We start from the raw sequence: 4857 nt of genomic DNA on the forward strand, positions 1-4857 counted from the left end.
CAACCGATTTTTCTCTAAGATGTCATTTTTACCCGAATTTTTCTTTTTTCTCGGTCTTAATCCCTAACCAACTCCCGACTAATTTCATCCCCTTCTCGTGCTACTTGGCGTACTACAAGTTGAAGTGCGGAATGTGAGTTTCAATCTCCAGAAAAACGCTGAAACACCACCACATCGTTTCGGAAATATACCGTTTCAAACTCGGGTCGATCGCGAAAATAAATCGCTAAATTTCGCACCACTTCCGCCGTGGGAATCCAGGGATGTCGCAGGTTGAGAACGATGGTATCTGGGGTTTCTAAATCGATCGCGTTCGGACTCGGATGTCCGATTAACAACAGGGTTTTTCGATGGGTTAAATGGGGTGCGAGAAAATTGTCCGTTAAGACTTTCGCCTCTGGGGAAACCCGTGCGATCGCCTCTCGCGTCGCCGTCCAGGTATCGAACACCTCAAATCCTCGTATTAACTTATTGGGATTTCCCAACACCAACACCGCCGCTAACGACCAGGCTAACACCACCTTTCGACGCAATATTTGACGCTGTGCTATGGTTTGAATCACTGCTAAAAATAGAAACGGTAAAATGGGTAAAGCGTATTGATGTCGTAATGTGGTTTGTAATGGATGGTCGGCTAAAATATTGATCGCCAAAATCGGAAACGCACCCAGTAACGGCGCGAGATGGCGCAGCGACAATCCCCACGCGACGGGAAACGCCACCATTAACAGATAACTCAAACTTTGCCAAGAAAAGACTTGTCCGAGAAACAGTTGCGGTTTCAGTACCAGGTTTAGCAGAATTTCTCGAACCGAACTTCCGAGATACGCATAGCGATACACCGCTTCGACACCTTCAGGACGAAAGATCGGAATAACAACCTGTGTCGCTAAGAAAAACCACGCTAGTCCTCCGAATAAGGCGATCGCACCCGCTTTTCGTCGCTTCTCGACACCCCACAGCCAAATCCCCATCGCCGCCACTGTCAAAGACATCACGGCTTTCGTTCCTAAAACAAACAGAATGCAGAGGGTAAATCCAAACAGCGATCGCCCTTTTTTAGCCAGTTCTACCGCCGCCAAAATTGCCGGAATTGCCATGACTTCCGGGTGAAAATCGAACAAATTGACGTTAAAAACTAACGGATACAACCAATAGGCGATCGCTAAGGTTATTGCCGATTTTACCTCGATTTCCTGCTGACGCGCCAACCGCCAAACGAACCAACCTCCCAACGCCAGCGAAATCGCTTGAACGGCTAACAACCACCGCGCATCGGGATAAATTTTGTACAGTGGTGCTAGCAAATATAAACTGTATTCGGCGTGATTTCCGAGGAAATGTTCTCCCCAAAACGACACCGCCGGAAATTCCCCTCGACTGATGAGATATACCGCTTGGTCGAAAAATCCCAAATCCATCGCGGTCGATCGAAACATTGTATGGCGGAAGTTGCTACAGGCGAACAACACCACCGAAACGGCGATGGAGAGAAGAACAACGAGACGATTGGGATGCGATCGCAAATTTAGCATTTCTACTTCTTAACCCGAAAGCCTCCCAAATCGTACCCAATTAACTTCACCTGAATTCGGGGTGCGAACAAACTCGGATATCGCGTCGAAAACTTAAACCCGTAAATTCGCTGCGGTAACTGTCCCTGAAGTAACTCAAACGCCTCCGCATCGTTTTTGGGAAGGTGACTCAACCACACGCCATCTTCAGAATTATCCGTCAAAATTTTATACTCCCGTTCTTCTCCATCCATATCCAACACTGTTATCCAAACTGGCGGAACGCGGAAAAAGGTTTTCGCCAATTTCCCTAACATTGAATATTCAGCCTTAACCGAAGCGCGAACGATATCCCCATCTCCTGCTTCGATTATGGCGGTATCTTCCCACACGACCGCAATTTCTCGTCCGTCTCGTTCTCCAACACAGCGACTTTCTGATAACGGTTCTAACACCATCGTTCGAGGGAGTTTGGGAAGATCGACAAACGCCGGAACTCGCTGTGAAACCTGATAGTTACAAGTGTAGTGAAACGCCGTCGCGGGAACGGTAAAAAACGGATGTTGTCCGTCTACAGCGTGGAAATTATACAATAGAAAATCTCGAGGATTCTCGGCAAGGTCGTCGCGGTTGGCGAAGTCGAGATAAGGTCGATAGGCTACTTGAGATTGGAAAATCGGTCGCGGTTTCCAGTTCAGTCGGTTAGCGGGAACGAGGGAGGTTTCCCAGGGAATAATATCGACCGTGCGATCGCCTAAAACATCGCGAATTTCTGGCGGTAAACGAACGCCGTTGAGATTGTCCGCACTTTCCGCCATTAACTCGTTTTGTAAATTTTGAGGCTTGAAGAAATATCCAGCTTTTTCTTTAACGAGTTTTGGCGTAAGCGGACGCGCTAAATTCTGCGGATAGTAATCTGAATAGAGTTCGGAATAGTGGTTGTAGGTAACGACGCAGAGAAGTAACGCGTAGAGATGGAAGCCATAGGCGAATTTGCGCCAAAATCCCGGTCGAATTTGTATCGCGCACAGGGATAAAATTAACGGCATACTAAAAAAGAAGCGGATGACGTGTGCGCCTTGGCGGACGAATCCATGTTTGAAGGTGAGTAAGACCACCAATAACATCGCAGTGGAAAAGCTAGCGTTTCCATCTCTGGCGACCAGAACGAACAACCACAGCAACCCGAGAATTTCGACGAGTGCAAATCCCAGTTCTAGCGGCGAACCGACGTAACTCATGGAACTGGAATAGCCGGAGGTGATATTGGAATAGCCTTCGATATAGGCGAACAGGGACGGTTCGGAAAAGCTGATGAGAATTAACAGACTGAGTCCGTAAATAATTCGCGTTCCAAAATGGCTGAGGTTAGCGAGAAATTCGGTGCGATCGCGCTCTTTTTGAGCCACAGTCCAATTTTGATTTTGGGTTTCCTCAGTTTGAGGATCTTTCGACACTTTTAAGTGACTTGAATTAAAGAGTTTGGGAATCACCCAAAATCCTAACACCATTGAAGCCGCAAGAAAAATTGCTGTTTTTCCGAAGTTTCCTAAATTTTGAGGTGCGAGAAAGACAAATGCTGTCGTCGCCGCCGCTAGTTGGGAATCCAGCAACAACAGTAAATTCTCGCGAATCCCGCGTTTGGTTCTCAATCCCCAAAGAACGCGAACGGCGAAAAAGAGAAATAGAGAAACAGAGGCTTGCAACCCGAGAGAAACTTTCGTATGTAGGAGAAATCCACCCACTGCACCGACACCGATCGCCCAGTACTGCGCCGATTTTCCTTGCCAAAACTCCCGAAATGAAAGAATTAAAATAATAATGTATAAAAGCTGGTATTCCGTTTGTAGTGCTTGATAAAAATCAGAAATCAAATAAGGAAAACCAACACTTAAGCCGACGGCAATAGCTTCGATGAAATTTCGAGATTTAAAAATTCGGAAAATCGTAAATCCGAACAACACAAGATGGACGAAAATTTTAAAATAAAAAATATTCCAAAAATTACCCTCGATCGCCGCACCGCGAACCAGATAGCCGAACGCCCCGTAAGTAAAAATAATCTCTTTTCCAAAAATTGCCCCATCTTCTGCAACTTGGCTGATGCCGTATTTCCAAGAGGGATCGAGTCCCGTGTCGATCGGTTGGGGAATTGGTAGAAAGGCAAAAAAGAAATAGAGTACGACGATAGAAATTACCAAATAGAGAATCGTTTTGAGATTGATGGTAATTTGAATCGATTTCATGAGAGTTGGCTGAATTGTAGGATATTTAACGACGGGACAAGCCCGATTCGAGCGTTTTCCAACGACAACTTAAATAGAATACACCAAGACTCATTAAACACCACAGTAACGGTAAGACGGGACGTAAGTAGCGATCGCCCCCTTCGACCGACCAACTCGTCACGTCGATGTACGCCACTAACACCACTCGCGTCGCGATGCAGAACAACAACACCCCAGACAGCCACAGGGGAACGAGACGAGGCGGTCCGAACGCCAAGAGTTCGAGGACGTACCCCACCACCGCTAACCCGAAGATTACGGGAAACGCCAGTCGGTAGAGGTGAGAAACGGCGATAATTAAACGGTCTTTGAGTCGGTTGAGGGGAAACGCTCGCCGTTGGAAAAAGTCGGCGGGTTCTCGGGTAATGTGGCTGTAGTAGCGTTGTCGAAAGGCGATGTCTTCGACGCCAGAATCGAGTTTGAGGGGAAGGGAACTGGTGGTGAGGTTGTAGCTGAGACGAAGGCTACTTTGCAGCCAGGGTTGCAGGATATCCCAGGATAGAGAGGGGACAAAACTGGCGATATTTCGCGATTTGCAGCGGAGGAGATCGCGATCGCAGGCTGTTTCGATTTCTCGGGCAATTTGTTCGTAAAAGGCTTCGGTTTCCGGCGCAGATTGGTAGTATCCTTCCTCTTCTACGGCGTCTCGTAACGCCCAGAAAAACACGCCAGCGGCGTAGTCGTCGCAAATTCCCATCTCGCAGGATACCCGACGCCAACCGCGATCGCTCTCGATTTCCAAGGAATCCTGCAATCTCTCAAAACTGGGACTGACGGCGTAAATTTCCTCTCGCGTCTCTCGTGGAATTGCGATTTGAGGGCGGTGGCGTTCTGGGGAGACGCGGCGCAAACTGCTATAGGCGGCGGTGAGTCCGGGGGCTTTCAAATCGTAGGTGTTATAAATGCCGTATTGGAGATAGTTGGCAAAGGCAAAAGTAGAGGTAACGAAGACGATGGGGGCGAGGGTGAAAAGGATGGAGTAGGTGAGGGTTCGGAGAGGGGAAGAGGGGGAGAGGGGGAGAGGGGTAGAGGGGAAGAGGGGGAGAGGGGAAGAG

At 48.1% G+C, this 4857-nt stretch carries 3 protein-coding genes; all 3 read right to left on the bottom strand.

Translation table 11 applies throughout. From position 1 onward, the window contains the following. Window positions 1-140: 140 nt before the first annotated feature. A complete protein-coding gene (locus tag POG22_RS21565; RefSeq protein ID WP_498907077.1) occupies window positions 141-1535 on the bottom strand; it encodes a DUF2079 domain-containing protein in 1395 nt (464 codons plus the stop codon). Between the two features lie 2 nt (window positions 1536-1537). After that, window positions 1538-3760: a hypothetical protein gene (locus tag POG22_RS21570; RefSeq protein WP_498907078.1), complete on the bottom strand. Its 2223-nt coding sequence runs from the start codon at window positions 3758-3760 to the stop codon at window positions 1538-1540. Between the two features lie 25 nt (window positions 3761-3785). Further along, on the bottom strand, window positions 3786-4857 hold a 1072-nt coding region (locus tag POG22_RS21575; protein WP_498907079.1), incomplete at its 5' end, for a hypothetical protein.

Origin of the sequence: Geitlerinema sp. CS-897, assembly GCF_028368005.1 — a bacterium.
In the GTDB taxonomy this organism is placed as follows: domain Bacteria; phylum Cyanobacteriota; class Cyanobacteriia; order Cyanobacteriales; family Geitlerinemataceae; genus Baaleninema; species Baaleninema simplex.